Raw genomic sequence first — 25,348 nt, 5'->3', positions numbered from 1 at the left:
TCATGCGAAGTCATCCTGCCGGCAGCACGCTGCCGGGCAATCCCCCTCCCGCCAATTCCCGTGGCACGGTGCTGTTTGCCAGCCTGATCGGCACCACCATCGAGTTCTTCGACTTCTACATCTACGCCACCGCCGCGGTGCTGGTGTTTCCGAAGCTGTTCTTTCCGCCCGGCGACGCCACGGCCGCCACGCTGCAGTCGCTGGCCACGTTTGCCATCGCCTTCTTCGCCCGCCCGGTGGGCTCGGCCGTGTTCGGCCATTATGGCGACCGCATCGGCCGCAAGGCCACGCTGGTGGCGGCGCTGCTGACGATGGGCGTCTCCACGGTGGTGATCGGCCTGCTGCCCACCTACGCCAGCATCGGCGCGACCGCGCCGATGCTGCTGGCCTTGTGCCGCTTCGGCCAGGGCCTGGGGCTGGGCGGGGAATGGGGCGGCGCGGTGCTGCTGGCGACCGAGAACGCGCCGCCGGGCAAGCGCGCCTGGTATGGCATGTTCCCGCAGCTGGGCGCGCCGATCGGCTTCTTCCTGTCGGGCGGCATTTTCCTGCTGCTGTCGGAAGTGCTGAGCGATGCCCAGTTCTTCCAGTACGGCTGGCGCATCCCCTTCCTGGCCAGCGCGCTGCTGGTCGGCGTCGGCCTGTTCGTGCGGCTGAGGATCACCGAGACGCCGGCCTTCCAGAAGGTGCTGGAGAAGAACGAGCGGGTCAAGGTGCCGGTGGTGACGGTGTTTCGCGAGCATGGCCTGACGCTGGTGCTGGGCACGGTGATGGCGCTGGCGACCTTCGTGCTGTTCTACCTGATGACGGTGTTCGCGCTGAGCTGGGGCACCAGCGCGCTGGGCTACAGCCGTCCGCAGTTCCTGCAACTGCAGCTGTTCTCGGTGCTGTTCTTCGCGCTGACCATCCCGGCGTCGGCGGTGCTGGCCGACCGCTACGGCCGGCGCGCCGCGATGATCCTGGTGTCGGCCGCCATCATCGTGTTCGGGCTGGCGCTGGCGCCGCTGTTCGGCTCGGGCAGCATGGTCCAGGTCACGCTGTTCATGTCGCTGGGCATGGCGCTGATGGGCATGACCTACGGTCCGCTGGGCACGCTGCTCTCCGAGCTGTTCCCGGCAGAAGTGCGCTACACCGGCTCGTCGCTGACCTTCAATTTCGCCGGCATCCTCGGCGCCTCGCTCGCGCCCTATATCGCGACCTGGCTGGCCAGCCATTATGGCCTGTCCTATGTCGGCTATTACCTCGCGGCGGCGGCGCTGCTGACGCTGCTGGCGCTGCTGGCGACCGGCCGGGCACGCGCCACCAGGTTCGCCTGACCCGCCTGGCGGCCATGGGGCCCGGCGCCTCGGTTAAGATGCATGTCCAACCCACAAGGAGGAGACGACATGCAGACGACCCAAGGCGCCGACGAACGCTATCCGCTGGCCGAGCTGGACAACCTGCCGGAGGACATCCGGGCGCAGATCCTGGAGGTGCAGCAGAAGTCCGGCTTCGTGCCGAACGTGTTCCTGAAGCTGGCGCGGCGGCCGGATGAATACCGCGCCTTCTTCGCCTACCACGATGCGCTGATGCTGCGCGAAGGCGGGCTGACCAAGGGCGAGAAGGAAATGATCGTGGTGGCCACCAGCGCCCAGAGCCAGTGCCTGTATTGCGTGGTGGCGCATGGCGCGCTGCTGCGCATCTTCGAGAAGAGCCCGCTGCTGGCCGACCATCTGGCAACCAACTACCGCAAGGCGCCGATCACGCCGCGCCAGCGGGCCATGCTGGATTTCGCGCTGAAGGTATCGAATGCTTCCCATGCCATCGAGGATGCCGACTTCGCCGCGCTGCACGCCCACGGCTTTGCCGACGAGGACATCTGGGATATCGGCGCGATCGCCGCGTTCTTTGCCTTGTCGAACCGGATGGCGAACCTGTCGGGCATGATGCCCAATCCGGAGTTTCACCTGCTGGGGCGCGTTCCGCGTGAGAAGAAGCCCGGGTAGAGCGGGTTTTGCCTAGAGCGAATTTGGCCAGACTAGCCTCATGCTGCAGGCTCAGTGCGGCGCACCTGCATCCTGCGCCCTTGGCATGCCCCTGGTGCCGTAGGGTGGAATACCCCAAAGGGGCATTCCACCATGGGTGGACCAGCGAAGGTCCCTGAAATGATCTTTGCGGTATGCGACCACGGTGCAATGCCCTTCGGGTATTGCACACTACCAACCCCTGGGCGGCTCTTCCAAAGGCGATCTTGCTTGATCGGTTGATGCCAGTCAGGCTGGAAATGCGTTAGTAGGCATGTGTGGGGGAGTACGGCACCTTGCGAAGGTGGAGGCGGTGCGGCAGCGGGAATGAACGGCTACGGCAGAACAAACCGCAGCGACAGCAGTGCCTTCAGCCGCCTTTGCAGGATGCAATAATCGAAGGGCATTGCAGCACATCACCGAGCCGCAATCACGGCGCATTCAGGTAGGCATTCTCCAGACGCAGGTAAAGCTGCTCCACATTCTTCCTATGCATGCTGTCATACAGCGCCCAGTCCCGATAGGCCGGCAGCGGCGCGGCAGCTGCTGCCTCTCCCAGGCTGACGCGTTGCAGGAAGGCAGCCTCCACCGCCGGCCTGATCGCGGCCAGATAGCCGGCCAGCTCGGGCAGCCTCGCGGGATCGAACACCGGGCCGGCGCCCGGCACGATGCGCGCCGGCGCAATCCGGCCCAGGCTGCGAAGCGCCGCCTGCCACTGGCCGAGATCGGCGTCCTTCAGGTCCGGGATCCGGTCCATCGTCACCATGCCGCCGCCGAACAGCGTGCCGCTCTCGCGGTCCAGCACGGCGATCGCGCCGGGCGCGGAGGTGGGGCCGTAATACAGCAGGTCCAGCGTGCGGCCGCCCGCCGAAATCGTTGCCGGACCGTCGATGAGCCGGCTGGGCCGCGTGACGACGGTGCCTTCCATCTCCGCCTCGCCCAGCGCCTGCACCAGCTGCCTCAGGCAGCGCTGGCAGCGCGCCGCGATGAAGGCATCGGTGTCGCGGTGCGCCAGCACGGGCACGCCCATGTCGCGCAGGACGCCGTTGCCAAACACATGGGCCGGGTTCTGGTGGGTATTGATGGCCAGCACCACCGGCAGCGGCGTGATGCGCCGTACCTGCGCCAGCAGCTGGCGCAGGTAGCGGGCGCTGGTGCCGGTGTCGATCAGCACCACGCCGCTGTCGCCGACCAGGATGCCGATGTTGCCGACCACGCCATGGTTGGACGGCGCCGCCTCCTCCGGCGCGGCAATCACGGCGTACACCCCCGGCGCAAGCTGTTCCGGTTCTGGAACAGCCGCGGCGCCGGCAACGGCGCACAGCGCAGCGCTGGCGAGGACGGCGCAGAGGCGTGGCAACAATCTTGCTAGAGCAACCTTCATCACGTAGCGGGCCTCGCTGCTGTGGAGCGCCGGCGTGGCACATATCGAAAGGGAGACCAGATGAGAAGCACGTTCACGGTAGCCGGCGCAGCGCTCTGCGCTGCAATCCTCGTGCCCGGCGTCGCCGCGGCCAATGACTTCCCGACCACGGCGCGCATGGAATACGTGCTGGAATGCATGAAGGACCATGGCGGCAAATACGAGTTCCTGTACAAATGCTCCTGCGCGGTCGACAGGATCGCCGACAAGCTGAAGTATGACGATTACCTCGAAGCATCGACTGCGCTGCGGCACCAGTCGATGGCGGGCGAGCGCGGCAGCGAGTTCCGCGACCCGCCCAAGGTGCGCGAGATGGCCAAACGCTACAAGGCGATACAGCAGCAGGCCGGCGATGCCTGCCTGATGAAATGAAGCGCGGCACGCGGTGGTCGAGGCGGCGCCGGCTGCTCGCGCTGGCGGCCTCTCTGCTGCTGTCGCCGCTTGCCGGCGGGGCAGCCGATGCGCCGTTGAAGAGCATCGTGATGCTGGACTTCGAACTGATCGACCCGACCCTGGACCGCGCTTCCGATGAAGCCCAGCGGGAGCGCCTGAAAAGGATTTCCGCCTTGCTGCGGCAGCAGTTCATCGACAAGGGCTTTTACCGGGTGCTCGACACCGCCCCGCAGCAGGCCATGATCGACGACCTGAAGTCGCGCTTCATGCTGTATGACTGCAACGGCTGCGACATCGACATCGGCCGGGCGCTGGGCGCGGACCGGGTGATGACGGCCTGGGTGCAGAAGGTCAGCAACCTGATCCTGAACATCAATATCCAGATCAACGACGTCGCCTCGGGCCAGCCGCTGCTGAACAAGTCGGTCGACATACGCGGCAACACCGACACCAGCTGGGAGCGCGGCATCCGCTACATGGTGCGCAGCATGGAGGAGAAGCGGCAGGGCAACCGCTGAGCCGGCGCGCCGGCAGCCTAATTCGCCTTCACCGCCAGGCTGGTCTTGTAGGAAAGATCCTGGGAATCGATTGCCTCCACGGTCAATGTGCCTTCCTTGTGCGGCACGAAATAGAAACGGAAATTCGGGTTTTCACTAATGGAGATGTCGGTTTCGGCGCTCAGGATGCGCTTGCCGTTGTAAGCCACTTCGAGATGCCGGACAAAATGCGGCGGCGTGTAGAGCCGGGTCACCTGGTCCATGGCCAGCCCGGAGAAATTCGGATGCCTGATCATCAGCTGCACCTGCTGCGGCTGGTCCAGGCTGCCCGACTGTTCCAGCGCCAGCTTCATCCTGCCGATGCCGGCCGCCGCTTCGGCCGGGTCCTTGGCGGCCGGGGCCGAGCAGCCGCCGGATGCCTTCACGTAGTTGCTGCTCATGTGCAGGCTGCCGTCATTCATTTCCACGATCACGCGCACATCGGTATATTCCTCGATCCTGACCCGGGTTTCGATGTCTGCCCTTCCCAGGTCGGGCGTCATGGAGAACACCGCCGCCAGCGGCGCCGGGTTCTTGTCGATCACCAGGTAGAGCTTGCTGATATAGCGCTCGGTGCCTTGCGGCACCCGGGTCCTGATGGTGATCGGCACCACCGCCGCATCCTGCGCCCGCGCTGGCGTGACCAGTTCGACGATCTGCGCGGCATCGGTGGCGATGACGCGGTCCTGGAACAGGCCCGGCCTGATCTTGCTCCAGTTGTCGGATGCAAGCGCCGGTTGCAGCATGGTCGCTGCTGCCAGCGCAATCAGTGCGGCGGTGCACGCCTTGCGCAGCGTGCGTGTCGGCCTGGCCGACGCGGCATGGTGGTAGCGCATCAGTTTTCCCATTCAAGTTCGGTATAGGCGGTGGTGACATTGCGGCGGTGGTAGGCGTCGAACAGCAGCCAGCCGGACGCCGGCGCATTCTCGGCCTGCGCAACGGCCTGGGCCAGCGTCCTGCCGGCCTTGATCGCGGCCCTGGTGTCGTTCAGCAGGCCCAGCAGGTAGCGTTCCTGCGGCTCAAGCACGGCAGGCCACTTGCCACTGACCGGGCCGTGTCCCGGTATCGCGATGCGCACCGGCATCGGGCGCAACGTCTGCATCACCGCCAGCCATCCCTTCAGGCTGCCATCGAGCGAAGGCACACGCTCTTCGAACAGCAGGTCGCCCAGCCACAGGGCGGCGGTGTTGCGGTCCAGCACGGTCAGGTCGGCATCGGTATGCGCGGTGGGCCAGGCACGCAGCAGCAGCTCCCTTGCGCCGAGATCGATCGTCATTTCCCCGGTAACGGAACGCCCGGGCAGGATCATTGCCGTGCGCGCCGCCTGCTGCTCGCCAAGCTCGCGCGCCAGCGCCTTGCGGTAATGCGGCCATCTGGCCTGCAGCGCCGCCGCAAGATGCTGATGCCCGATGAAGACCGGCTCGTCGGCAGCGAAGGCGGCATTGCCGAATACATGGTCGGGATGGGCATGGGTGTTGATCACATAACACACCGGCAGCCGGGTGCGCTGCCGTATCGCCTGCCGCAGCCGGTCGCCCACTTCCGCGCTGCCGCCGGTGTCGACCACGGCGACGCAGCGTTCTCCGACGATGAAACCGATGTTGGCGATGTCGCCCTGGTTGCTGCTGCTGGTTTCCTGGTGCAGGCCCTGGTGCACGAAGATGCCCCGCGCCACTTCCCGCATGGGCAGGGCGGTGCCCTCGGCGCTGGCCGGCACGGCCAGGCAGAGCAAGCACGTCATCAGCAGGCAGGCAAGGCTGCGCATGCCCATCGCCACCATCCTTTCCGGAGCCCGTGCCGGCTGTTGCGCGAGGCCTTCGCCGGCGGCGCAAACCCCGACACACCGGCTGCAAGCGCCATGCCAGTCGACCTGCCGCCGTGCGCCCCGCAGGAAGGCCGGCCGTCAACGCATCCGCTACGAAATTGGAACATTGCTTGCCCGCCTTGTTCATTTAGAGGGACAACCGCCCTCTCTCCCGCCGCATGCGGCCGGCCCGACGCATCGGCTGTCCCCTTTCGTCCCCGTCTTGCCGGACTGGCATGCTAACTGCTACTCCATGCCTGCCGGGATGGACGCGATCGGTAGCCAGGCCGGCGACAGTGATCGCAACGTTGATGCACAAGCTTGAATACAACAGGAGGCAGACATGGTTTCAGCTTTACGGTTAAGGCATTTGCTGTTGCTGGCGGGCGCGGTATCGGCCACGGGGAGCGCTGTTGCCGCGGAGGATCTGCAGCAGGCGGCGAAAAGCCCGAAGAACTGGACAATGCAGGCGGGTAACAACGCCAACCATCGCTACAGTTCGCTCGCCCAGATCAACAAGGGCAACGTGAAGAACCTGCAGGTCGCGTGGACATTCTCGACCGGCGTGCTGCGCGGCCATGAAGGCGGCCCGCTGGTGATCGGCGACACGATGTATGTCCACAGCCCCTTCCCCAACAAGGTCTTTGCGCTGAGCCTGGAGGACCAGAGCATCAAGTGGAAATACGAACCGAAGCAGGATGCGGCCGTGATCCCGGTGATGTGCTGCGACACGGTCAACCGCGGCGTGGCCTATGGCGACGGCAAGATCATCCTGCAGCAGGCCGACACGACGCTGGTGGCGCTGGACGCCAAGACCGGCAAGGAAGTGTGGAAGGTAAAGAATGGCGATCCGAAAATCGGCGAGACCAACACCAATGCGCCGCATATCTTCAAGGACAAGGTGATCACCGGCATCAGCGGCGGCGAATTCGGCGTGCGCGGCCGGCTGGTGGCGTATGACCTCGCCACCGGCAAGGAAGTCTGGAAGGGCTACAGCGTCGGCCCCGACAATGAAATGCTGATCGACCCGGACAAGACCATGACCTGGACCGACGGCAAGATGGCCCCGGTCGGCAAGGACTCCTCGATCAAGACCTGGAAGGGCGACCAGTGGAAGATCGGCGGCGGCACCACCTGGGGCTGGTACAGCTACGACCCCGAAACCAACCTGGTCTATTACGGCACCGGCAACCCCAGCACCTGGAACCCGAGCCAGCGCCCGGGCGACAACAAGTGGTCCATGACCATCTTCGCGCGCGACCTCGACACCGGCATGGCCAAGTGGGTGTACCAGATGACGCCGCACGACGAGTGGGACTATGACGGCGTCAATGAAATGATCCTGGCCGACATCAAGGTCAAGGGCAAGCCGCGCAAGGCCCTGGTGCACTTCGACCGCAACGGCTTCGCCTACACCATGGACCGCGTCAGCGGCGAACTGCTGGTGGCCGAGAAATATGACCCGGTGGTTAACTGGGCCAGCCATGTCGACATGAAGACCGGGCGTCCGGTGGTGCAGGCCAAGTACAGCACCGCGCAAAATGGCCCTGACGTGAACACCAAGGGCGTCTGCCCGTCGGCCCTGGGCACCAAGGACCAGCAGCCCGCTTCCTACTCGCCCAAGACCGGCCTGTTCTACGTGCCGACCAACCACGTCTGCATGGACTATGAGCCGTTCCAGGTCGACTACACCGCAGGCCAGCCGTATGTGGGCGCGACGCTGTCGATGTACCCGGCGCCCAACAGCCATGGCGGCATGGGCAATTTCATCGCCTGGGATGCCGGCACCGGCAAGATCGTCTGGTCCAAGCCCGAGAAATTCTCGGTCTGGAGCGGCGCGCTGGCCACCGCCGGCGACGTGAACTTCTACGGCACGCTGGAAGGCTACATCAAGGCCGTGGACAACCAGGGCAAGGAACTGTGGAAGTTCAAGACGCCGTCCGGCATCATCGGCAACGTCACCACCTGGGAATACAAGGGCAAGCAGTATATCGGCGTGCTCTCCGGCATCGGCGGCTGGGCCGGCATCGGCATGGCGGCCGGGCTGGAGAAGGACAATGAAGGCCTGGGCGCAGTCGGCGGCTACCGCGAGCTGTCCAAGTACACCGAGCTGGGCGGCGTGCTGACCGTGTTCACCCTGCCGGGCAAGTCCTAAGGCAAGACGCCGGCCGCACAGGCCGGCGCTTTACAAGAAACGAGGGAAGTCCGGCGCAGTCCGCTGCCGGTCTTCCCCGACAAGGAGATATTGATGAGGTTGCGTATTACGGCAGTCGCAGCAGTGATCGCGGGCCTGGCCGGCCTGCTTGCTTCCCAGGTCCAGGCGCAAGCCGACGGCGCCAAACAGGCTGACGGGGCCAAGCTCTATACCGTGGTCGACGGCAACAAGGTCGACGCCAATACCCTGAAGGGCTGGCGCACCTGGCGCGCCATGGCATGCGAACGCTGCCACGGCGCCAACCAGGAAGGCATGGTCGGGCCTTCGCTGATCGACAGCCTGAAGGTGCTGTCCAAGGACCAGTTCAAGGAAACCGTGCTGAACGGCCGCGTGGACAAGGGCATGCCCAACTTCGGCGGCTCGGAGCAGGTCAAGCAGAACATCGACAATCTCTACGCGTATCTGAAGGGCCGGTCCGACGGCGCGATCAAGCCGGGACGGGTCGAGAGCATGGAGAAATGAGCCATGCGACGCGATGGCGGTAACAGGCTCCCTGCCTTGCCGGCGCGTGCTGCGGCAGGCGTGCTGCTTGCCCTGGCGCTTGGCAGCGCCGCGGCGCAGGCGACCACTCCTTCAGCAGCAGGCGGCATGGACGAGCGGTACGACAGGGACAAGGTGCTGCGCGTCTGCCAGGACCCCAACAACCTGCCGCTGTCCGACAAGGAAGGGCGCGGCTTCGAGAACCGGATTGCCGAACTGCTCGCCGGCAAGCTGGGCTGGAAGCTGGAACATACCTGGTATCCGCAGCGCATGGGCTTCATCCGCAATACCCTGCGCGCCAAGCTGCCCGACAGCGACCAGTACAAGTGCGACCTCGTGACCGGCGTATCCACGGATTTCGAGATGGGCCTGACGACCAGGCCTTATTATCATTCGACGTATGCGCTGGCTTACGTGAAAGGCCGCGGGCTGGACGATGTGGCTACCCCGGAAGACCTCGCCAGGCTGCCGCCCGAGCGCAGGCAGAAGCTGCGCATCGGCGCCTTCGCCAGGACGCCGGCCGTGGACTGGCTGCTCAACAACGGGCTGATCGACCAGATGGTGTCCTACCAGCACCAGACCGGCGACCCCGACCAGTATCCGGGCCAGGTGATTGACCGCGACCTGGCCAGCGGCGCGCTGGATGTGGCGATCGCCTGGGGCCCCATCGTCGGCTACTTCGCGAAAAAGGCCGATGCCGCGCCGATCGCGGTGGTGCCCTTCATGCCGCCGGACAAGAACGGCGTGCGCTTCGACTTCAGCATCGCCATGGCGGTGCGGCATGGCGACAAGGCGCTGCGCGACCGGATCAATGGCCTGATCGCCAGCAGCGGGCCGGAGATCGAGGCCATACTGAAGGAGTATGGCGTGCCGCTCTTGCCGCTGGACCAGAAATAAGCCGCGTTGACAACGGCGCACAGCCGGGAACGATAGGGAGAACGGCCAATGAACACGCATACCTGCTTGATGCCGCGGCCATTGCCGCGGCCTGCCCGCGCGGCGATGGCCGCCTTCCTGGCCACCGCCGCGATGGCGCTTGCGGCCGGCAGCGCGACGGCGCAGGACATCACCGCCGCGGAAAAGCTGCTGTTCCAGACCAGCCACCTGCAGAACGTCGCCGCGCCCAAGGTGCTGCGATACCGGTATGTGCGACAGGATGCCGAGGGCGCCGGCTTCAGCGACGAGGTGCTGATCGACGTCGCCGCGAAAAACGGCGATGGCAGCGCCAGGGTGTCTTCCGAATTCCTGCATGGCGAACGGCAGCTTCCGATTCCGGCCGTGCAGGAAGCGCAGGGCAACCCGGCCCTGCTGGGATTCCTGGAGCGCGACATCGCCGAAATGAAGCGCCTGACCGGCGGCTCCACCAGCTATTTCCGCAAGCGCATCCGCATGGCGCTGGCTGAACATGCCCGCGTCGAGGACGTGACCGTGGATTACGACGGCCGCCAGGTGCGCGGCCGGAAAGTGGTTATCCAGCCCTACCTGGACGACCCGATGGCCGGGAAGATGCCCAAGTTCCTGGGCAAGCAGTATGTGTTCATCCTGAGCGATGCGGTGCCCGGCTCGGTGTACCGGCTGAGCGCGACGGTGCCTGGCGCTGCGCCCGCCGGAAAGGACGGCGCCGGCGCGGCACTGATCGAAGAAACCATGACCTTCAGCGGCACCAAGAGCTAGGCGCCTGCCGCTCATGCTGCTCGTGTCGCGCGTCCTTTTCTGACGAGGCATTGTGAAGATACTGGCCTACGACCACCAGACTGCGCATTACGGAAACGCGCATGGCCTGCTGTCGGCCGCAGGCTTTTCGGCAGACCGCGCGCTGCAGGCCCTGATCGGCGACCTGTGCCGCCTGCCGCGGGTGGAGGTCACGCTGCTGCGCGACGCCGCGCTTCCCGCGCTGCATCTGCCGGCATCGGCCAACGTGATCTCATGCACATCGGACCAGGCCATGGCTGCGCTGGCGGGCTGCCTGTCCGAGGCCGATGCGGCATGGCCGGTGGCGCCCGAGTCAGCCGGCGCGCTGGGGTTGGCATCGGCCGACATCCTGCGCCATGACCGCCTGCTGATCGGCTGCCGTCCCGACGCGGTCGCCATCTTCGCCAGCAAGCACGAGACCGCGCGCCGCCTGCGCGCGGCCGGCCTGCCGGTGGTCGATACCTTCCGGCTGGACGAGGCGCCGGCATCGACGCAGAGCGATGCCGGCGGCGGCTGGGTCGTCAAGCCGGATGACGGCGCCGGCTGCAGCGACACCCGCATCTTTCCGGACCGCGACGCCGCCCGCGCCTGGATCGCCGAGCACGACCCGGCGCGCTATGTAATGCAGCCATATATACACGGCAAGCCGCGCAGCATCTCGATGGTATGCGCAGACGGCCAGGCCTTGCTGATGAGCGTCAATGAACAGCGCATGGCGGTGTTTGACAACCAGCTGCATTACCTCGGCAGCACGGTCAGCGGCGTCGACGGCATGCAGCGCGAAACCAGGGCGCTGGCGGAACAGGTCATGGCCGCAGTGCCCGGCCTGTGGGGTTATGTGGGCATCGACTTCATCATGAGCACGGAAGGCCCGGTCGTGCTGGAAGTCAATCCGCGCATCACGGTCTCCCATGCCGGGATGCGCCAGTCGGTCGGACACAACCCGGCCCGGCTGGTGCTGGAGCTGCTGCGCGATGGCCAGTGCGCGCCGCTGGAAGCCAAGCGCGTACGTCCTGTCAGCATCGATGCGAATGCCTTTCCGGATCACACGCAGGCGATGCGGTGAGGGAGCCTGGCTTGAGGCGTTGGTGTGCCATTGCATGGCTGGATGGGCCACCGAGGGCAACTGCAACGCCAAACTGCCCGGGTTTCGCTTCGCTCAACCCAGGCTACGCTCGCTGAACCGCAACGTCCGCTTCAAAGGCAACTGTCCCTGCCCTCAGTTGAACGTCCGCTTCGGCGCAGTCTTGATATGCGTCGCATACAGCGTCAACCCGGTAAACGCCAGCCCACCCACCAGATTCCCCAGCACAGTCGGAATCTCGTTCCAGATCAGGTAATCAAGCAGCGAGAAGTTACCCCCCATCAGAAGGCCCGATGGAAACAGGAACATGTTGACCACCGAATGCTCGAAGGCCATGCCGAAGAACAGCATGATGGGCATCCACATCGCGATCACCTTGCCGCCAACGGTGGTGGAGATCATCGCGCCGACCACGCCGGTCGATACCATCCAGTTGCACAGCATGCCGCGCACGAACAGCGTGAGCATGCCGGCGGCGCCGAACTGGGCGTAGCCCAGGGTACGCGACTCGCCGATCACGCCGATCGCATGGCCCACCTTGCTCGGCTCGGTCGAGAAGCCGTTGGTGAAGACGATGGCCATCAATACCGCCACCGTGACCGCGCCCAGGAAATTGCCGAGGAAGACGATGCCCCAGTTCTTCAGCACGCCGCCCAGGGTCACGCCGGGCCGCTTGTCTATCAGGGCCAGCGGGGTCAGCACGAACACGCCGGTCAGCAGGTCGAAGCCAAGCAGGTACAGCATGCAGAAGCCCACCGGGAACAGGATGGCGCCGATGATGGGATAGCCGGTCTGCACCGACACGGTGACGGCGAATACGGCGGCCAGCGCAAGGATGGCGCCGGCCATGTAGGCGCGGATCAGCGCATCGCGGGTGGCCATGAAGATTTTCGATTCGCCGGCATCGACCATTTTGGTCACGAATTCCGAGGGCGCCAGGTAAGCCATGATGATTCCTTAAAAGACTGCAGCAGGTACGGGATGTTGATGGGATGAGTCAGTCCGGGTTACAGCGCGACATGCACCACGCGGTCTTCCACCCGCACCGCGTAGGCATTGACCGAGTTCTCGGGCGCTTCCAGGCATTCGCCGCTCTGCAGGTCGAAATGGTGCTTGTAGATCGGCGAGGCAACCACGATGCGCTCGCCCAGGCTGCCGATCAGGCCGCGCGAGAGCACGCTGGCTTGCGCGTTGGGGTCGTAGTTGTCGATGGCGAACAGGGAGCCGGCCTCGCCGGTGACATGGAACACGGCCACATGGCGGTCGTTGACCAGGGCGCAGATGCCGGTATTGGGCGCGATGTCGTCCAGCGTGCAGACGGGACTCCAGTTCAGTGCTTGGGATGGCGTGGACATGCTTGCTCCTTATGCGGCTTCTATGATGGGAATGACAACCTTGCGCTCGTCGGGCCGGGCCGGGCGGATCTGGCCGCGCTCCTCGACGAACACCACGTTCGGGTCGCGCTGGTCGCTGTTGACGAACTGGCGGAAGCGCTTGCGGGTCTCGGGATCGGTCACCGCGTTCTTCCACTCGCACGCATAGGTGTCGACGATGTGCTGCATGTCGGCTTCCAGCTCGGCGGCGATATTGAGCTTGTCCCTGATGACCACGTCCTTCAAATAGTCCAGGCCGCCTTCGAGGTTGTCGCGCCAGACGCTGGTGCGCTGCAGCCGGTCCGCGGTGCGGACGTAAAACATCAGGAAGCGGTCGATGTATTTCACCAGGTCGGCCTTCGACAGGTCGGAGGCGATCAGCTCGGCATGGCGCGGCTTCATGCCGCCGTTGCCGCAGACGTACAGGTTCCATCCCTTGTCGGTGGCGATGATGCCGACGTCCTTGCCCTGCGCCTCGGCGCATTCGCGGGTGCAGCCGGAGACGCCGAACTTGATCTTGTGCGGCGCCCGCAGGCCCTTGTAGCGATTCTCCAGTTCGATCGCCAGGCCCACGCTGTCGTCGACGCCATAGCGGCACCAGGTCGAGCCGACGCAGGACTTCACGGTGCGCAGCGACTTGCCGTAGGCATGGCCGGACTCGAAGCCGGCGGCGATCAGCTCTTCCCAGATCGCCGGCAGCTGGTCCAGCCGCGCGCCGAACATGTCGACCCGCTGGCCGCCGGTGATCTTGGTATAGAGGCCGTATTTCTTCGCCACCTGGCCCACCGCGATCAGGCCATCCGGCGTGACTTCGCCGCCCGGCATGCGCGGCACCACCGAATAGGTGCCGTCCTTCTGGATATTGCCGAGGAAGTAGTCGTTCGAGTCCTGCAGGCCGGCATGCTCCTTCTTCAGCACGAAGTCATTCCAGCAGGAAGCCAGGATATTGGCCGCCACCGGCTTGCAGATGTCGCAGCCCAGGCCCTGGCCGTGGCTGGCCAGCAGCGCATCGAAGGTCCGGATCTTCTCCACACGCACCAGGTGGTACAGCTCCTGGCGCGAATGGGCAAAGTGCTCGCACAGGTGGTTGTTGACGGCCAGTCCCTGCTTCTTCATCTCGGCCTTCATCACCTGGGTCACCAGCGGCACGCAGCCGCCGCAGGCGGTGCCGGCCCTGGTGCAGGACTTGAGTTCGCCGATGCTGGTGGCGCCGGCGGCAACCGCTGCGCACAGGTCGCCCTTGGAGACGTTGTTGCAGGAGCAGATCTGGGCGCTGTCGGGCAGCGCGTCCACGCCCAGGCCGGGCCTTGCCTTGCCATCGCCCTGCGGCAGGATCAGGAATTCGGGATCCTCGGGCAGTTCGATCCGGTTCAGCGCCATCTGCAGCAGCGTGCCGTATTCGGCGGCATCGCCCACCAGCACCGCGCCCAGCAGATGCTTGCCGCATCCGGACACCACGATCTTCTTGTAGACCTGCTTGCGCTCGTCGGTGAACTGGTAGGCGCGGCTGCCGGCGGTGTTGCCCATCGCGTCGCCGATGCTGGCCACGTCCACGCCCATCAGCTTCAGCTTGGTGCTCATGTCGGCGCCGGCGAACTCGGCGGCTTCGCCTGCCAGCTGCCTGGCGGCGATGCGGGCCATCTCGTAGCCGGGCGCGACCAGTCCGAACAGCTGGCCATTCCACAGCGCGCATTCGCCGATGGCGTAGATGTCGGGGTCGGAAGTGCGGCAGCCATTGTCGATCACGATGCCGCCGCGCGGGCCGACTTCCAGGCCGCACTGGCGCGCCAGTTCGTCGCGCGGCCGGATGCCGGCGGAGAACACGATCATGTCGGTTTCCAGATGGCTGCCATCGGCGAACACCATGCGGTGGGCGGCGCTCTCGCCATCGACGATTTCCAGCGTGTTCTTCTGCGTATGCACCGCCACGCCGAGTTCCTCGATGCGTTTCCTGAGCACGCGGCCGCCGAGCTCGTCGACCTGCACCGCCATCAAACGCGGCGCGAACTCCACTACATGGGTCTGCAGCCGCATGTCGCGCAGCGCCTTGGCGCATTCCAGGCCCAGCAGGCCGCCGCCGACCACCACGCCGCTCCTGGCGCGGCTGCCGCATTCCAGCATCGCTTCCAGGTCCTCGATGGTGCGGTACACGAAGCAGTCGCGACGCTCCCTGCCCGGCACCGGCGGCACGAAGGGCGCCGAGCCAGTGGCGATGATGAGCTTGTCATAGTCCAGCACCTCGCCGCTGGCGACGGCGACGGTGCGCGCGGCGCGGTCGATCGCGGTGGCGCGGGTGTTGAGGTTCAGCAGCAGGTTGTCGCGGTCGAAGAAGCCGGGCGACACCAGCGACAGATCGTCCGCCGACTTGCCGGCAAAGAATTCGGACAGATGCACCCGGTCATAGGCCGCGCGCGGCTCCTCGCACAGCACCGTGACTTCGGCATGGCCGATGCCCGACGCATCCAGGCTCTCGAGAAACTTGTGACCCACCATGCCGTGGCCGATAACGACGATTTTCATAGGTTTTCCTTATGCGCTGGAATGAGGGATCAACGCGGCGTCATGCCGGAGGCAGCGCTGGCATTGGTCGGAACCGGAAAGAGAGGGACGGCCATTGGGCCGCTCGGCAGCGCACGGTGCGCGATTTTTGGCGCCATGAAGAGCGTTGCGCCGCAGGCGCTCGCGCGGTCGATTAATTTGAACATCACACACCCGAACCATTAACGCGCGTCGGTCCGCAGCACTAGGCTGCCGGCGACTGCACGGGACACCATTGTCCAAAGAACCCGCCGTTGGGTTCACGCATTCGTGAAGCAAGACTGCTTTGGCCTTGTTTAGCAAACGGTGTGCCAGCGGATTCGGACTGGTTTTGGCCGGCAGGCCGGCTGGAATGCGTTAAAAGAGGGGAGTCCACATTGATGTGCGGCACCGTGGCGGTGCGGGCGCACTGAGGAGGTGCGATGAGCGACCAATGATCAGAATGACATCAGCGCCGCCGGCCGGGCTTCCATACTGGCCACATCCGGCTCACATCATCCGGTGGCACGCTGCCGGAGGGTCTGTGGGCCAGTGCCGGTCGATGTGCGACCGGCCCGGCGCGTTAGGGAATACCGAACAAGGTGGGCCTGCATTTCAGCCCGGGTGGTGGTCAGGCATGCTGCCGCCTGGAAAAGCAGCAAAAGTTACGCACAAATTCCGTGAACAAGGCTGTGGATATCTTTGCCTTGACCATCGCAAGCCGTTGTTTTTATAAAATATTTTCTTTCTGCTCAAAATCTGTCAGGCGCGCCTGTCCACACACTCTTCCCGCGCACCGTCCACAGGAATCGCCTCCGGCTCATGCACAGGAAGTCCACAAGCCTGGCTTGCTTCGCTTCCGGAACCCGCACCACGCCCAGGCAGGATGAAGCGCGTCAGCAGCAGGATCACCAGCGCGGCAATCCAGACCGACCACAGCGTATGCGTCAGAAAATGGGCGCCGCGCATCTGCTGCACCCAGCCCAGGGCCAGCCCGGGAAGCAGGCCCGCAACGAACACCAGCAGCGCCCGCACCGGTTTCGCAGGAAGCCAGAAGGCGCAGACCGACGCCAGCCAGAGCGCGCTCGACGCATGGCCGGCCGGGAAACAGCGCCCGGCGGAAACGCCTTGCGGCAAGGCATCGAAAATCCGCAGATAAGGCGCGAAGCCGCCGTAGCGGCTGAGACTCCACGGGCAGTGATGGATCGAAAAATACTTGGTGACGCTGATGGCCAGGGGAATGGAGACCGAGGACAGCGCCACTACCCAGATGGCGCGCCTGGCGTGGCGGGACAGCAGCGTGTAGCCGAGTACCCGGTCGGCCAGCAGCGCCAGCGGCGACACCATGGCTACCGCGATCATCAATGCCTTGACCAGGTGGTGCATCACGAATTCGAAGAACCAGTCGGCGCGCCAGGGAAATACGGCATTGGCGGGGTCGTAGTAGTAGTCGGCCAGCATCAGGTCCAGCTCGGTGTAGCGGCCGATCAGGACCAGAACCACGGCGGCGCACAGCAGCATGGCCAGGCAGGCAAGGAAGCGGCGCTGGCTCATGTCAGTCTCCCGCCCGGCCACGGCAGGCACCGGTAAGGTCGAGCGATTTGTCATAGACCGAGGTGGTCACCGACATCAGGCCCAGCAGCGAATGGAACAGGTTGTCATGGCTGGCGGGCTGTTGGGCGCGCTGTGCCAGGCAGTCCGGGTCGACGCCGGCGGTTGCCGCGAAGCCGGGCGTCATCCACATCACCATCGGCACTTCGGTCTGTTCCCGCGGCGCGATCGAATACGGCAGCCCGTGCAGGTAGATGCCGTTTTCTCCCAGCGATTCGCCGTGGTCGGAAAGATAGATCATGGCGGCGTCATGGCTGGTCTGCTCGCGCAGGCGCTGTATCGTCTGGCTCAGGAAATGATCGGTGTACAGCACCGCATTGTCATAACTGTTGACGATCTGCTCGCGGCTGCATTTGCCGAGTTCGGCCTGGTCGCAGGTTGGCTCATAGCGCCTGAAGGCGGCCGGATAACGCTGGGAATAGGCCGGCCCGTGGTTGCCGAGCTGATGCAGCACCAGCACCAGGTCGCGCGGATGGTCCTTCAGCAGGCGCGACAGGTCGTTGAGCAGCACTTCATCGTAGCAATGCTCGCCGTCGCAGAATGCCGCGCCGGGCACCTCGCCCGGCCGTTGCATCTCCAGCCCGTCGCACACGCCCTTGCAGCCGGACTGGTTGTCGCGCCAGACGGTCTTGACGCCCGCATGCTCCAGCACGTGCAGCACGGACTGGTGGCCGCGTATGGCCTTTTCGTCATAGCTATGGCGACCGTAAGGCGAGAACATGCACGGCACGGACACCTCGGTATTGGTGCCGCAGGACTTCATCCGGGGAAAGTTGATCACGCCGGCGGCAGCCAGTTCCGGCGTGGTCTGGCGCGCATAGTCGTTCAGGCCCCAGTTGGCGGCGCGCACCGTCTCGCCCACCACCAGCACCAGCAACCGGGGTTTGGCGCCCCGCGCCGCGGCCGCCTGCACTGCATCCTGCCCCAGCGCCGCACGAACCAGCTTGGCTTCCTGCCCTTCGGTCGCCGCCATCCGCACCGAGGAGACCAGCAGGCTGGCCGGGGTGATCAGATAGCGCAATTCCTTCTGGTTGCGCAACAGCGCGGACAAATCCTGGAACGACAGCAAGGTGCTGGCGCCGGCAACCACCAGCATGGAAAGAAGGAACAGCCCGCGCGAGATCAGCGCCTGGCGCAGCGGACGACGGCGCACCCTGGCGCGCAGCAGGAGCAGCGCCGGCGCCAGTCCGAACACGGCCAGCGCGACCAGCATGCCGGGCGACAGCAATTCACGTGCCTCGCGGACATCCGTGTGGAATATGTTGCGCATCATGCTCACGTCGAAATAGACCGTGTAGCGCTCCATGTAGAAGGCCGCCAGCGCCGTGACAAGCAGCAGCACGGCCAGCACCGGCTTGACGGTGCGGCGGGTCAGGAGCAGCCCGAGCAGGAAACCGTGCAGGGCGGTCAGCAGCAGGCCCAGCGCCGCCGCCAGCAGCCAGTTGCGCGCCTGGCTCCAGTCACGGCCATGCGCCCAGGCCAGCCAGAGCCGGTGATTCGAAAACAGCGTGAAAAACACGCTCGTCAGCAGGATGCACCATTCGCTGCTCAACCGCGACCAGCCGGAATCGGGAGAGCGCAGGGGGGAAACGCCCTCGGGCGCGGACCGGGATGGCGCAAGGCGCCTCCCAAAAGGAAATCTGGACACCGTTGATCTGCAGAAAAATTAAAGGCCGCAGCATAGAAGAACGGCTGTTAAGACGGCGTTAAGCCGGTGTTGCAGATCTGCCGGACCAGCCAGGCGGCCGCCAGGTCAGCGCCAGGTCAGCTTTGTTGCGCCGGCGGCAGTTTCAGCACGAAGCGGCTGCCGCCTTCCGGCGCACGCTCGTAGCGGATGGTCCATCCGAGATGGTCAGCCACCCGCTTCACGATCGACAGCCCCATCCCGTTGCCGTGGGCCGATTCCGCGCCGCCGTGCACGAAGCGCTCGAACAGCCTGGCCACCACCTGGTCAGGCAAGCCCGGGCCGGTGTCGCTGATCACGATGGCGTCCGGCTGCAATGCCACCAGCACCTCTCCCTGCTCGGTATGCTGGCAGGCATTGCGCACCAGGTTGCCGACGGCGATCGCCGCCAGCTCGGGGCGCGCCCTGAGACTGACCTGGGCCTGCTCCTCGAAACGGCAAGTCACCGGCTTGCCGTCCAGCAAAGACTGATAGCGCTCGATTTCCTGCCGGATCAGCGGCCCGAGCATTACCGCCGGCATGCCGAGTTTCTCCGGCGCCCGTGACAGCCACAGCAGCGCGCTGACCCGCTCGGCGGTGTCGCGCGCCACGCGCTGCAGGCGACGGGCGATTTCCTGCTGCTTCGGACGGTCCTCCAGCTGGACTTCGAGCAGTTCGGCCGCGCCCAGCATGATGGTCAGCGGCGTGCGCAGTTCATGGCTGACATCGCCGGCAAACAGCCGCTCGCGTTCCAGGAAGCGCTGCAGCTCGTCGGTGCGCCGCGTCAGTGCCCGCGCCAGCACCCCGATCTCGTCCATCGCCGCGAGGGACGGCAACGGCGCCGGCTGCCCGTTGCCGACCGCCTCGGCCAGCGTCGTCAGCGGAGCCACCATGCGGCGCGCGGTGCCATAGCCTAGCACCACCGCCAGCAGCATGCTGGAAATGAAGCCGATCGCGAGCGCGGAATAAATGACGAATTCGGTATGTTCGAACTCATCCAGTTCCTGCACCACTGCAAAGCGCTCGCTCCCTTCGACCTTGATCAGCGCCTGCACCGGCTGGCGGTTGATCACCAGTTCATGCAGACCGCGCGGCTTGCCGAGCAGCTCCCTGGGAATGTTCTCGTTGACATAGAAGCGCATGTCCGGCGGCGGCTCGGCCGGCTCATGCCGCAGCTGGCGGCCGATCAGGGTGTCGGCAATCCGTTCCATCCTGCCGCCGATGACCTGCGACTCGATCACCTCCACCGCCACGTAGGACGCCAGCAGGTAAAAGCCCGCCAGCACGATCGCCAGCAGCACGAAGGCGCGGGCAATCCGGTGCTTCAGCGTGTATTCAGCCTTCATCGCGGCCCACCAGCCGATAACCCGCGCCGGGGCGCGTGAGCAGCATCGGCCGCCCGAATGGCTTGTCCAGCGCCTGCCGCAACGCATGGATATGGGTGCGCAGCGCATCGCTCTCGGGCGGATGGTCGCCCCAGACCTCACGCTCCAGCGCTTCCCGGCTCAGCAGTTTCGGCGCATGCCGCAGCAGCGCCATCAGGATCTTGTAGCCGGTCGGGGTCAGGGCCAGCGGCTTGCCGGCCCGCGTGGCCTGCCCGGTGCCGGTATCGAGTTCCAGGTCGTCGAAGCGCAGTACATACTGCACCAGCTCGTTGCGCGCCCGGCGCAGCAGCGCCTTCAGGCGCGCATCGAGTTCGCGCAGCGAATAGGGCTTGACGAGGTAGTCGTCGGCGCCGGCCTGGAAGCCGCTCAGCTTGTCCTGTTCCGTGTCGCGCGCGGTCAGCATCAGCACCGGAGTGGCGACGCGATACTGCTCCCTCAGGCGGCGGCACAGCTCCAGTCCGTCCATGCCAGGCAGGGTCAGGTCGAGGATGATCGCGTCATAGGCATGGCGCGACGCGCTTTGCAGCCCGGCATCGCCATTGCGCGCAATGTCCAGTGTGTGCCCGAGCGGCTCGAAATAGGCGAACAGGTTGGCTACGATATCCGGATTGTCTTCGACGATCAGCAGATTCATGCGTCGCTTTCCGTGCCTGGCCGGCGCGGCGCCAGCATGCGCGCCTCTGTCCCTGCCCTGGCCCCTGCCCCGATCGATTCATGCATTTCCATTTGTCCTACAACACCATGTCCGTTTGCCTGATTGACCCCGGCCTGCGCCCCGCCGATAGTGCGGCATGCCTACACCACCAAGGAGACAGCCATGTCGGACCTGAACAATTCCAATCCCACCCCGCCGCCAGAATCCCAGGCCAAGCTGGACAAGGCAGCCGAGGAAAGCAAGAAGCTCGACTCGCCACAGCGTACCAATGATTCCACCATCGACCCGGAGAAACCGGTGGACGATATCCTGAAGGGATTTCACGGCGGCTGAACCGGGCGGCCGGCTCCGGCGGCCGGGCGCATAGCGTAGCCTATCGGGCAGGATGGCGCTACCCGCCAGGCGGGCAGCGCCAACCGGCCGCATGCCCTTGCCACGTATCCGGTCAATGCCGGGGCGTGGCCGCCTGCGGCTCTCCCAGCGCGATATCGAGCATCATCTCGCCCGCCAGAGCGCCGAGCTCGGCCTTCAGCGTGTCCAGCGTCAGGCCGGCCGGCAGCAGCAGGTGGGCGCCGACCTTGAATGTCTGCTTGCCCGAGATACCGCTGCGCAGCAGTTCGGTATGCATGCTTTCGATGCTCACGCCGCGCTCGGCCAGGATGCGCGTGAGCGAGCTGACGATGCCTATCCTGTCCTCGCCGACCAGCTCCAGCTCCACCCCGCGCAGCCCGGCGGCGACCGTGGCGGCATCGCTCCTGGCAATGACGACCTGCAGGCCGCTTGCCGCCAGCGCCCGCAAGGCCTCGGCCAGCGCGTCGGCGCGCTCGCGCGGCACTTCAAGATGCACCGTGCCGGCAAACTCGCCGCCGAAGCGGGTCATGCGGCTGGCGGCCCAGTTGGCGTCGAAGCGCTGCGCGCGGTCGGCCAGCAGGCTGACGATGCCGTGCCGGTCCGGCCCGGTGACGGACACGATCAGCGACGTGATGGCCGGCGAGGCATCCTCGGTCAGCACCACCGACTTGCGCAGCATCGGCGCTCTGGTGGCGTAGCGGGTGTCCTGCTGCTCGGCCGGTATGCTGCCGGTCAGGCGCGCCTGCTGCACCACCCGGCTCAGCAGCGCCAGGCCCATCGGCGCCAGGCTGCGTTCCCACAGCTCGCGCGCGGTTTCCCCCTTTTCGACGAAGCACCAGTCCTGCGCCGCAATCGCGCCGGCATCCCAGCCGTCGGCCAGGTGATAGATCGAGCCGCCTGCGATCGGATCGCCTTCCAGGATGGTCCACTCCACGGCGGCAATGCCGCGGTGCCGCGGCAGCAGTGACGGATGGTAGCCGATGCCGCCCAGGCGCGAACGGGCCAGCGCCTCGTCGCTGACGCGGGCATGGGTATCGGCGGCGATGATCAGGTCGGTGCCGTCCGCTATCGCATGCCCTGGCACGATCTTCGGGTTCTCCAGCACATGGACCTCCAGCCCGGCAGCCCGCGCCGCCAGCGCCAGCCTGTCGTCGGCGGCCGGCGCAACCACGCTGGTGAAGTTGATGCCCTCGTCCTTGCGCAGCGCCTCGAATACCGAGGCGCCAAAGAACCGTGATCCAACCAAAGCGCATTTCATTGTCTGAGTCCTTTCTCGATGGCGGCGCGGCCAGTCGCACCGCCGCGCTTGCCGCGTCATTTATACAATGCATAGCAAAGCGCAATGACGATCCTATCAAGGAATCGCACCGGCAACCCGCGCGTTGTCAGCCCGGGGCCCGCTGCTCCATCTGGTCGCGCATGCTGCCGAAGGGATCGTCGATTACATAGCGCCAGGAACCGTCTGGCTGCCTGCGCACCACTTCCAGCGTGTGCAGCGCGCTCCTGACCGGCCGGCCATCGGGCCGTGTGCCTTCCAGTCTGGCCTTCATGCGGGTAGTGGCAATGCTGCCGTCACCGCTGACGGTGGTGACGATGCGCTCGATATGGAAGGTGGGCTTGAGCGCGATCAGCGCGGCATTGCTGGCGCGAATCGCCTCATGCCCGACCACTGCCTCGCCGGATTTCGCAAACAGCGCCGCGCCGGGCTCGTACAGCGCCACGCTGGCATCGATGTCGCCCGCCTGCAGTGCGGCGAGCAGCAGGCGGTCGCAGTCTTCCGGTTGTCGCGCCGTTCCCTGCTGGCTGGCGCCGCTGGTCTTGTTTTCACTCATGGGTTTCTCCGTTCTGGCAATGGCAATGGCAATGGCTGTTTGACTGTCGCTTTTGCCTATAATTTCCGCCCGGGCGGATGAAGGGATACGGATGTCGACGATGGCGGCAAAGGAGGGTGAACGCGATGCGGCGCAACGGCTGGCGCTGCAGTCGGGCGGGCAGGCCGTGGCCTTTGTCGACTACTACCTGTTCGGCCGGGTGGCCATCGTGACGCATACCGAAGTCGATCCCGCCCATGAAGGCAGAGGTCATGGATCTGCGATGGCACGGCAGGCGCTGGATTATTTCCGCGAGCAGCAATGGCATGTCGTGCCGGTATGCGGCTTCTTCGCCGAGCAGATCCGGCGCCGGCCCGAATACCTGGACCTGCTCACGCCCGACTGCCGGCGCATCTTCGGTTTGTAGGCAGCACCTGAAAGGCATGGCGGGCACGGGGCCGGCGCTGACTGCGCAGCTTGCGCCCCGGCGCCGGAGCCGCTTGCCGGGCGCATTGCTGCAATGTCAGGGCAAATAGCGCCGCCTACTGCAGCCGGCAAGTCGTCAGGCGGTGCGGTGTTCACAGGAGTTCTCACCATGACCTGATTCCTGACGAGACGCTCACACCGACATATCGAGGCGACTCTCGGCCTGGTACAGCGCGCGCAGCGCCTGCAAGGCCTGGCGATGCAGTTGCAAGCGAAGAGATACAGGTCACCGCTGGCCACGCCAGGCCGGCGCCGTACATGAGTGCAGACTGAGGCACGATTGCACGGTATTGCGCTCCCCGACTGCTGAGCATTACCGCTGATGGCAGCTGCAGTGAGTTTTTGTTCAAGACGCCTGACGCCATTTCCACTGCAGCGACGATAGCCTGTACCCATGCTGTTCCGGCCAATCCTGGCAAGAGACGAAAACGGCAATTCGACTCCCCTCTGCCGACGTACAATTGCCGGGCGCACCGCTGATGACAGGCCGACAATATGGCCAGGGCGGCCTGGCGCTTACAACCATTACGGAGACAATCATGAAACTTGCCAAACTCGCTGGCGCAGGAATGACGGCGCTCGTCATGAGCCTGAGCGCCCATGCTGCCTATCCCGATAAACAGGTGCAGTACATCATCCCGTTCACGGCCGGCGGTGAATCCGACTACGTGGCGCGTCTGCAATCGGAAGTCTTCAGGAGCAAATACAAGCAGTCCATGGTCGTGGTCAATCGTCCTGGCGCCGGCGGCGGCCTGGTGTGGGCACAGCTTAACAGCCTGCCGGCCGACGGCTATACGATTGCCGGCGTCAACCTGCCGCATATCGTGCTGCAGCCGCTGGAAGGATCGGTTAGCTACAAGACCGAGGACATCACGCCGGTCTACTTCTACCATTTCACGCCCGACGCCATCGTGGTGCCGGCCAGCAGCCCGATCAAATCGTATGAAGACCTGATCAAGGCAGCCAAGGAAAAGCCAGGCATGGTGAGCTTTGCGGGCTCGGGCAGCATGTCGGCCAACCACATGGCGCATGAACGGCTAGACAAGCTGGCCGGCATCAAGACGACCTATGTCCCTTTCAAGGGCACCGGCGACCTGATCGCCTCGGTGATGGGCGGCCATGTGAATGCCGCCATGACGTATTTGCCCATGGCGGTGCAGCAAAAGGGCAATATGCGGCTGCTCGCAGTGGCGTCGGAAAAGCGCCACCCGGCCTTCCCGGATGCGCCGACGTTCAAGGAACTGGGCCTGAACTGGGTCGACGGCGCTTACCGCGGCATTGCCGTGCCCAAGGGCACGCCGCGGGAAGTGCAGCAGCAGGTATCGAACATGATGGGTGAACTCAACCGCGACCCGGAAAGCCGCAAGAAACTGGTGGACGGCGGCTATGACCTGGTCGACGTCGGCCTGGAAGAGATGCCCGACTTCCTTGCCAGGCGCAGCAAGCAGTATCTGGAAGATGCGAAGAATGCAGGCTTGCTGAAATAGCAGGCTGCGCAATGAATAGAGCACGGCGTCAGCAATGAAGGCGCCGCTTTCTCCCTGCTGAGCACGCGGCACTGCAATTCGTGGCAGCGCCGCGTGAACCGATCGCCTGATTGCTGGATGCCCCGATGCCCCGATGCCCTAATGCCCTGATGGCGACGGCCAACGAAGCCCGGCCGTGGTCGCGCGATGAGCCTGTTACGGCAGACGCAAGAAGCCGCAAGCATGCCGTCTCGGCTCGGCTCGACGCGCCATCGGCGCGCATGAAGTCACATTCCTGCCAGCTTGCCGGATTGCTGCATGCGGGTTGGTGAAGGCCGCCCCTTCCGATTGGCATCGCCCGCAAACGCACATCCGCTGCGCCAAAACCATACTGAACAGTTGC

24 protein-coding genes are annotated in these 25,348 nt (G+C 65.3%); 12 read left to right on the top strand and 12 right to left on the bottom strand.

The genetic code is table 11. The features are described 5' to 3' along the window. Positions 1-2: 2 nt before the first annotated feature. Together IGW04_RS08125 and IGW04_RS08120 are read left to right on the top strand one after the other, a co-directional pair. On the top strand, positions 3-1,313 hold the full coding sequence (locus tag IGW04_RS08125) for an MFS transporter (RefSeq protein WP_194712560.1): 1,311 nt from the start codon (positions 3-5) through the stop codon (positions 1,311-1,313). 69 nt (positions 1,314-1,382) lie between these two features. Continuing rightward, positions 1,383-1,982: a peroxidase-related enzyme gene (locus tag IGW04_RS08120; protein ID WP_194712559.1), complete on the top strand. Its 600-nt coding sequence runs from the start codon at positions 1,383-1,385 to the stop codon at positions 1,980-1,982. A gap of 448 nt (positions 1,983-2,430) precedes the next feature. On the opposite strand, the gene IGW04_RS08115 is transcribed toward IGW04_RS08120, so the two are convergent. Further along, positions 2,431-3,360 carry an MBL fold metallo-hydrolase gene (locus tag IGW04_RS08115; RefSeq protein ID WP_194712558.1) on the bottom strand — a complete coding sequence of 310 codons (930 nt, stop codon included), beginning with the start codon at positions 3,358-3,360 and terminating at the stop codon, positions 2,431-2,433. A gap of 84 nt (positions 3,361-3,444) precedes the next feature. On the opposite strand from IGW04_RS08115, the gene IGW04_RS08110 reads away from it, so the two are divergent. Both IGW04_RS08110 and IGW04_RS08105 read left to right on the top strand, forming a co-directional pair. Further along, positions 3,445-3,795, top strand: a complete 351-nt coding sequence (locus tag IGW04_RS08110) for a hypothetical protein (RefSeq protein ID WP_228526937.1) — start codon at positions 3,445-3,447, stop codon at positions 3,793-3,795. Further along, positions 3,792-4,334: a DUF3280 domain-containing protein gene (locus tag IGW04_RS08105; RefSeq protein ID WP_194712557.1), complete on the top strand. Its 543-nt coding sequence runs from the start codon at positions 3,792-3,794 to the stop codon at positions 4,332-4,334. The genes IGW04_RS08110 and IGW04_RS08105 overlap by 4 nt, the downstream gene beginning before the upstream one ends. A gap of 17 nt (positions 4,335-4,351) precedes the next feature. Here IGW04_RS08105 and IGW04_RS08100 read toward each other — a convergent pair whose 3' ends face one another. Beyond that, the gene (locus tag IGW04_RS08100) at positions 4,352-5,200 is read right to left on the bottom strand and encodes a quinoprotein dehydrogenase-associated SoxYZ-like carrier (RefSeq protein WP_228526936.1); all 849 of its coding nucleotides are present in this window, start codon (positions 5,198-5,200) and stop codon (positions 4,352-4,354) included. Then, positions 5,188-6,117, bottom strand: coding sequence for a quinoprotein relay system zinc metallohydrolase 2 (locus tag IGW04_RS08095; protein ID WP_228526935.1), 930 nt, complete (start codon positions 6,115-6,117; stop codon positions 5,188-5,190). Before IGW04_RS08095 ends, IGW04_RS08100 begins: the two co-directional genes overlap by 13 nt. A 382-nt stretch (positions 6,118-6,499) precedes the next feature. Between IGW04_RS08095 and thdT the strand changes: the two genes are divergently transcribed. The 5 genes from thdT (at position 6,500) to IGW04_RS08070 (ending at position 11,609) form a co-directional block, all read left to right on the top strand. Next, the gene (thdT, locus tag IGW04_RS08090) at positions 6,500-8,311 is read left to right on the top strand and encodes a thiol dehydrotransferase (protein ID WP_194712555.1); all 1,812 of its coding nucleotides are present in this window, start codon (positions 6,500-6,502) and stop codon (positions 8,309-8,311) included. Between the two features lie 93 nt (positions 8,312-8,404). Continuing rightward, positions 8,405-8,833 (top strand): c-type cytochrome, encoded by a 429-nt coding sequence (locus tag IGW04_RS08085; RefSeq protein WP_194712554.1) that lies wholly within the window; start codon positions 8,405-8,407, stop codon positions 8,831-8,833. 3 nt (positions 8,834-8,836) lie between these two features. Continuing rightward, positions 8,837-9,748: a quinoprotein dehydrogenase-associated putative ABC transporter substrate-binding protein gene (locus IGW04_RS08080; protein ID WP_194712553.1), complete on the top strand. Its 912-nt coding sequence runs from the start codon at positions 8,837-8,839 to the stop codon at positions 9,746-9,748. Between the two features lie 48 nt (positions 9,749-9,796). Next, a complete protein-coding gene (locus IGW04_RS08075; protein WP_194712552.1) occupies positions 9,797-10,525 on the top strand; it encodes a hypothetical protein in 729 nt (242 codons plus the stop codon). 52 nt (positions 10,526-10,577) lie between these two features. Beyond that, positions 10,578-11,609: an ATP-grasp domain-containing protein gene (locus IGW04_RS08070; protein WP_194712551.1), complete on the top strand. Its 1,032-nt coding sequence runs from the start codon at positions 10,578-10,580 to the stop codon at positions 11,607-11,609. A gap of 153 nt (positions 11,610-11,762) precedes the next feature. Here IGW04_RS08070 and IGW04_RS08065 read toward each other — a convergent pair whose 3' ends face one another. The 7 genes from IGW04_RS08065 to IGW04_RS08035 form a co-directional block, all read right to left on the bottom strand. Continuing rightward, entirely contained in the window at positions 11,763-12,575 is an 813-nt protein-coding gene (locus IGW04_RS08065; protein ID WP_194712550.1) for a formate/nitrite transporter family protein, read from the bottom strand. Between the two features lie 59 nt (positions 12,576-12,634). After that, complete coding sequence (nirD, locus tag IGW04_RS08060) at positions 12,635-12,982, bottom strand: nitrite reductase small subunit NirD (RefSeq protein ID WP_194712549.1); 348 nt, start codon at positions 12,980-12,982, stop codon at positions 12,635-12,637. Positions 12,983-12,991: 9 nt separating this feature from the next. Beyond that, complete coding sequence (gene nirB, locus IGW04_RS08055; protein WP_194712548.1) at positions 12,992-15,520, bottom strand: nitrite reductase large subunit NirB; 2,529 nt, start codon at positions 15,518-15,520, stop codon at positions 12,992-12,994. Positions 15,521-16,279: 759 nt separating this feature from the next. Next, the gene (locus IGW04_RS08050; protein WP_194712547.1) at positions 16,280-17,071 is read right to left on the bottom strand and encodes a phosphatase PAP2 family protein; all 792 of its coding nucleotides are present in this window, start codon (positions 17,069-17,071) and stop codon (positions 16,280-16,282) included. A gap of 1 nt (position 17,072) precedes the next feature. Beyond that, entirely contained in the window at positions 17,073-18,680 is a 1,608-nt protein-coding gene (locus IGW04_RS08045) for a phosphoethanolamine transferase (RefSeq protein ID WP_228526934.1), read from the bottom strand. A 212-nt stretch (positions 18,681-18,892) separates the two neighbouring features. Beyond that, positions 18,893-20,137: a sensor histidine kinase gene (locus IGW04_RS08040; RefSeq protein ID WP_194712545.1), complete on the bottom strand. Its 1,245-nt coding sequence runs from the start codon at positions 20,135-20,137 to the stop codon at positions 18,893-18,895. Then, on the bottom strand, positions 20,127-20,810 hold the full coding sequence (locus IGW04_RS08035; protein WP_194712544.1) for a response regulator transcription factor: 684 nt from the start codon (positions 20,808-20,810) through the stop codon (positions 20,127-20,129). The genes IGW04_RS08040 and IGW04_RS08035 overlap by 11 nt, the downstream gene beginning before the upstream one ends. A gap of 183 nt (positions 20,811-20,993) precedes the next feature. Between IGW04_RS08035 and IGW04_RS08030 the strand changes: the two genes are divergently transcribed. Further along, positions 20,994-21,164: a hypothetical protein gene (locus IGW04_RS08030; protein ID WP_194712543.1), complete on the top strand. Its 171-nt coding sequence runs from the start codon at positions 20,994-20,996 to the stop codon at positions 21,162-21,164. 112 nt (positions 21,165-21,276) lie between these two features. On the opposite strand, the gene IGW04_RS08025 is transcribed toward IGW04_RS08030, so the two are convergent. Both IGW04_RS08025 and IGW04_RS08020 read right to left on the bottom strand, forming a co-directional pair. Beyond that, on the bottom strand, positions 21,277-22,440 hold the full coding sequence (locus IGW04_RS08025; RefSeq protein ID WP_194712542.1) for an ACT domain-containing protein: 1,164 nt from the start codon (positions 22,438-22,440) through the stop codon (positions 21,277-21,279). A 127-nt stretch (positions 22,441-22,567) separates the two neighbouring features. Continuing rightward, on the bottom strand, positions 22,568-23,014 hold the full coding sequence (locus tag IGW04_RS08020; protein ID WP_194712541.1) for a YybH family protein: 447 nt from the start codon (positions 23,012-23,014) through the stop codon (positions 22,568-22,570). A gap of 100 nt (positions 23,015-23,114) precedes the next feature. On the opposite strand from IGW04_RS08020, the gene IGW04_RS08015 reads away from it, so the two are divergent. Together IGW04_RS08015 and IGW04_RS08010 are read left to right on the top strand one after the other, a co-directional pair. Further along, on the top strand, positions 23,115-23,420 hold the full coding sequence (locus IGW04_RS08015) for a GNAT family N-acetyltransferase (RefSeq protein ID WP_194712540.1): 306 nt from the start codon (positions 23,115-23,117) through the stop codon (positions 23,418-23,420). A 598-nt stretch (positions 23,421-24,018) separates the two neighbouring features. Next, entirely contained in the window at positions 24,019-24,966 is a 948-nt protein-coding gene (locus tag IGW04_RS08010) for a Bug family tripartite tricarboxylate transporter substrate binding protein (protein WP_194712539.1), read from the top strand. The last annotated feature ends 382 nt before the right edge of the window (positions 24,967-25,348 follow it).

Source organism: Noviherbaspirillum soli (assembly GCF_015352955.1).
Taxonomy (GTDB): domain Bacteria; phylum Pseudomonadota; class Gammaproteobacteria; order Burkholderiales; family Burkholderiaceae_D; genus Noviherbaspirillum_A; species Noviherbaspirillum_A soli.
This window is presented reverse-complemented; position numbering and strand designations above follow the sequence as displayed.